Origin of the sequence: Micromonospora acroterricola (assembly GCF_003172955.1) — a bacterium.
GTDB classification, from domain to species: domain Bacteria; phylum Actinomycetota; class Actinomycetes; order Mycobacteriales; family Micromonosporaceae; genus Micromonospora; species Micromonospora acroterricola.
The window spans coordinates 1-4156 of record NZ_QGKR01000048.1 but is presented as its reverse complement, the minus strand read 5'-3'; the positions used below and the strand labels follow the sequence as shown (position 1 = coordinate 4156).

General features: G+C 75.3%; 5 protein-coding genes. 2 read left to right on the top strand and 3 right to left on the bottom strand.

Annotated elements, in window-relative coordinates:
• The first annotated feature begins 180 nt into the window (after positions 1-180).
• Positions 181-1287, top strand: a complete 1107-nt coding sequence (locus DKT68_RS00625; protein WP_109815491.1) for a DNA glycosylase AlkZ-like family protein — start codon at positions 181-183, stop codon at positions 1285-1287.
• Positions 1288-1363: 76 nt separating this feature from the next.
• Here DKT68_RS00625 and DKT68_RS00620 read toward each other — a convergent pair whose 3' ends face one another.
• A complete protein-coding gene (locus DKT68_RS00620; protein WP_109815490.1) occupies positions 1364-1780 on the bottom strand; it encodes a CBS domain-containing protein in 417 nt (138 codons plus the stop codon).
• A gap of 149 nt (positions 1781-1929) precedes the next feature.
• Between DKT68_RS00620 and DKT68_RS00615 the strand changes: the two genes are divergently transcribed.
• Positions 1930-2487 carry a nucleotidyltransferase family protein gene (locus tag DKT68_RS00615; RefSeq protein WP_236646649.1) on the top strand — a complete coding sequence of 186 codons (558 nt, stop codon included), beginning with the start codon at positions 1930-1932 and terminating at the stop codon, positions 2485-2487.
• Between the two features lie 38 nt (positions 2488-2525).
• On the opposite strand, the gene DKT68_RS00610 is transcribed toward DKT68_RS00615, so the two are convergent.
• Positions 2526-2966 carry a PPOX class F420-dependent oxidoreductase gene (locus DKT68_RS00610; protein ID WP_109815489.1) on the bottom strand — a complete coding sequence of 147 codons (441 nt, stop codon included), beginning with the start codon at positions 2964-2966 and terminating at the stop codon, positions 2526-2528.
• 148 nt (positions 2967-3114) lie between these two features.
• Positions 3115-4140, bottom strand: coding sequence for an aspartate-semialdehyde dehydrogenase (locus DKT68_RS00605; RefSeq protein ID WP_109815488.1), 1026 nt, complete (start codon positions 4138-4140; stop codon positions 3115-3117).
• Positions 4141-4156 lie beyond the last annotated feature (16 nt).

Sequence of the window (4156 nt, the reverse complement as noted above, 5' to 3'; positions counted from 1 at the left end):
GATCCCGCCCGCCGCGCTCGCGTCGTGCGGAGGACCGGCGTTGCACGTCCCCGCACGGGTCCCCGCCCGCTCGCCGGTCAACCTCGCCCGGATCGGGTGAGCGGCCGGGCGGTGTCGGACCGGCCGGGTAGCGTGCCGGGCACAGGGGTGGGAGCGACGGGACGCGTGACGGAGGGGCACATGACCGGACAGGCGCCACAGGTCGACCGCCGGCAGGTGCTCGCCTTCCGGGTGGCGGCCCAGCAGCTCGACCGCTCCGGTGGCCGGCGTCCCGGCGATCTGGCGGTGCTGTCCCTCGGCGTGCAGGGCACGCCGTACGGCGCCGCCCGGCAGGCGCTGGCGGCGCGCGGGGCGACCGAGCCGGACGACCGGCTGGAGCTGGTGTGGTCGATGCGCGGCGCACCGCACCTGCACCGGCGTGCCGAGCTGCCGACCCTGGCCGCGGCGCTCTGGCCGCTCAGTGACGCCGACGCGACGCGCCGAATCCCGGGGCAGATCGGCGCCGGCGCCCGGCTGGGGCTGGCCGCCTTCCGGGCCACTGCCGAAGCGTTCCGGGCGGTGGTCACCGCCGAGATGGAGCGTGGCGTGGTCAGCCGGGCGGTCTCCGACCGGGTGCCGGCCGAGCTGACCTACGACTGCCGGGTGTGCCAGGCGCGGCACATCTCGGGGTCGGTGTTCCAACAGGCCGGGCTCGCCGGCGGGGTGCGCCTGGTGGTCACCGGGCGGGCCGCCCGGCTCGCCCCGCTGCCCGACTGGCCCGGCCCACCCGCCGCCGCGGCGCACACCGCCGAGCTGGTCACGACCTACCTGCGGTTGCTCGGCCCGGCCACCCCGGCCGACGCCGCCGGCTTCCTCGGCACCGCCACCACGGAGCTGCGCCGGGTCTGGCCGGCGGGCCTCACCGAGGTGCGGGTCGACGGGCGGGCCGCCTGGCTGCCGGCCGACGCGCTCGACGCGTTGACCGGCGCGCCGGCGCCGCGCCTGGTGCGGCTGCTGCCGCCGGGCGATCCCTTCCTCGCCGGCCGCGACCGTGACCTGCTGGTGCCGGCGCGAGAGCACCAGCGCGAGCTGTGGCGGGCGATCGGCAATCCCGGAGCTCTGCTGGTGGACGGCGAGGTGACCGGCACCTGGCGGGCACGGCAGGCTGGAAAGGGGCGGCTCGAGCTGACCGTCGCCCCGTGGTCGGCGCTGCCCACCCGGGTCCGGCGGGCGGTCGACGCCGAGGCCGCGACGGTGGCCGCCGCTCGCGACGCCACCGACGTGCAGGTCCGGATCGAGCCGACCTGACCGCCCGGGCCGGGGCGGGGCAGCGCGGACGCCGGCCCTCCCACGAGGGGAGAGCCGGCGCGCCCGCGGCGGACGGTCAGTTGTTCGGGTCTTCGGCGCTGATGTCGGCCAGCACCGACTGCGGCTCGCGCTCGACCGCGAGGTCGCCCATCGACACGAGGCCGACCAGGCGCCCGTCGTCGATCACCGGCAGCCGGCGTACGGCGTAGGTGCGCATGAGGTCCGCGGCGGCGACCGCGTCGTCGTACTGGCTCACGGTCACCACGTCGCGCGAGGTGATCTGGTTCAGCCGGGTCGACCCCGGGTCCATGTTCTCCGCGACACCCCGGACCGTGATGTCCCGGTCCGTGACGATGCCGACCACGCTGTCGCCGTCGGTCACCACCACGTCACCGATCGCGCTGTCGCGCATCTCCTGCGCGGCGGCGATGAGCGTGTCGTTGCCGTCCATCGTCACCAACCGGGTCGTCATGAACTCTCCGACCGTTGTCATGGTGCTCCCCTCTCGGTGTCGGCACGGCCCGTCTACCCGTCGCCCGGGGCGGGGTAACGCGGGCGGCCCGGCCGACCACTGGCCCGGCGCACCCCACGGTCCACGGCGGGGCCGCGCTGCCCGGTTCTGCTGCCTACGGTGGGCGGATGATGACGGGCGAGCATGAGCTGCGCGAACTGGTCGCCGGCAGCGGCTGGCTGACCCGGGCGCTGACCGTGGTGCGCGACTCCGGCCTGCCGGACGCGTGGATCGGCGCGGGCGCCCTGCGCGACCTGGTCTGGGGCGAGCGGTACGGCGGCGGGTTCGACCCGGCGACGGTCCGGGACGTGGACGTGGTCTTCTTCGACCCGACCGCGCTGAGTCGAGAGGACGACCACCGGGCCACCGCCCGGCTGACGGCGGCCTGGCCGGACCCGCCGTGGCAGGCGCGCAACCAGGCGGCCGTGCACACCTGGTACGCGGCGAAGTTCGGCGGTGATCCGGTCGCCCCGTACCGCAGCGTGGCCGAGGCGGTCGCCACCTGGCCGGAGTACGCCACCGCCGTCGCGGTCCGGCTGGACCGGGCCGACCGACTGGTGGTCTGCGCCCCGTACGGCCTGACGGACCTGCTGGGCGGGGTGTGGCGGCACAACCCCGCCCGGGTGGATGTCGCCGGTCCCGGCAGCGGTTGGCCCGGCATCGACCGGCGCAGCGCTGGCCCGGCGTGACCGTGGTCGAGCCGGGCTGAGCGACGGGTCGGAGCGTGTCAGCCCTGGGGCGGCACCCCGTAGATCCGTTCCACGTGCAGGCGTAGCACCAGCCGCCGTTCGGCGACCATGGCTTGGCGGTAGTCGTCCCAGTCCGGGTGTTCGCCGCGGAGCGCCCGGTAGAGCCTCACCAGCTCCTCCACGGTGGGGTCGCCGGGCTCGGCCGCCGGCTCGGTCAGCTCGGCGCGCCCCTCGACCACCGCGTACGCCCAACCGTCCTCGCTGCCGACGTGGAAGCTGGCCCGCGGGTCCCGCCGGAGGTTGGCGGTCTTGGCGCGACCGTCGGTGACCGAGACCCGGACCAGCCCCGCTTCGCGGTCGAACGAGTAGACCACTGTGGACATCTGTGGCCGCCCGTCCCTCTTGATCGTCGCCAGCACGCCCATCGAGCGGCCGGCGATCAGGTCGGTCAACGCCTGCTGGGTGCGGTCATCCGGCACGGTTTCCTCCAGGGGGACGTCGGCTTCGTCCCATCCAAGCACGACCGGCGGCTCGTCGCGCCGACCCGAGGCGGCCCAGCCGGTCGGCGACAGCCTCGGGACGCGGCGAGCCCCCGCCGGGTGCCGGCGGGGGCTCGGACGGCGACGGTCAGCGCAGCTCGGCGGCGACCAGCTCGGCGATCTGCACGGCGTTGAGCGCGGCGCCCTTGCGCAGGTTGTCGTTGGAGCAGAACAGGGCCAGCCCGTACTCGACGGTCTCGTCGGCGCGGATCCGGCCCACGTAGGTCGGGTCCTGCCCGGCGGCCTGCAACGGCGTCGGTACGGCGGTCAACGCGACCCCGGGTGCGTCGGCGAGCAGTTCGTGGGCCCGCTGCGGGGTGAGCGGCCGGGCGAACCGGGCGTTGATCTGGAGCGAGTGACCGGTGAAGACCGGCACCCGGACGCAGGTGCCGGAGACCTTCAGGTCGGGGATCTCCAGGATCTTGCGGCTCTCGTTGCGGAGCTTCTGCTCCTCGTCGGTCTCGAACGAGCCGTCGTCGACGATCGAGCCGGCCAGCGGGAGCACGTTGAAGGCGATCGGCTCGGCGAACGAGCGCGGCGCGGGGAACTCCACGGCCGCGCCGTCGAAGGCGAGCCCGGAGGCGTGCTCGGCGACCTTGCGGACCTGCTCGTCCAGCTCGGCGACGCCGGCCAGCCCGGCGCCGGAGACCGCCTGGTACGTCGAGACGACGAGGCCGACCAGGCCGGCCTCGGCGTGCAGCGGGCGCAGCACCGGCATCGCGGCCATGGTGGTGCAGTTGGGGTTGGCGATGATGCCCTTGGGGCGCTCGGTGGCGGCGTGCGGGTTGACCTCGGCGACCACCAGCGGCACCAGCGGGTCCATCCGGAACGCGGACGAGTTGTCGATCACCACGGCGCCAGCCTCGGCGACCCGGGGGGCCAGCTCACGGGCGGTGCCCTTGCCCGCCGAGAAGAGCACGATGTCCAGCCCGGAGTAGTCCGCGGCGGCGGCGTCCTCGATGGTCACCTCCCCGTCGCGCCACGGGAGCGTACGCCCGGCGGACCGCGCCGAGGCGAACAACCGCACCTGCTCCGCTGGGAACTCCCGTTCCGCCAGCACCTGCCGCATCACGCCACCGACCTGGCCGGTGGCCCCCACAATGCCGATCCTCATGCCCGCGAGGCTACCC

Coding starts and splice junctions, on each gene's coding strand:
- DKT68_RS00625 (WP_109815491.1), top strand. CDS start 181: ATGACCGGACAGGCGCCACAGGTCGACCGCCGGCAGGTGCTCGCCTTC.
- DKT68_RS00620 (WP_109815490.1), bottom strand. CDS start 1,780: ATGACAACGGTCGGAGAGTTCATGACGACCCGGTTGGTGACGATGGAC.
- DKT68_RS00615 (WP_236646649.1), top strand. CDS start 1,930: ATGACGGGCGAGCATGAGCTGCGCGAACTGGTCGCCGGCAGCGGCTGG.
- DKT68_RS00605 (WP_109815488.1), bottom strand. CDS start 4,140: ATGAGGATCGGCATTGTGGGGGCCACCGGCCAGGTCGGTGGCGTGATG.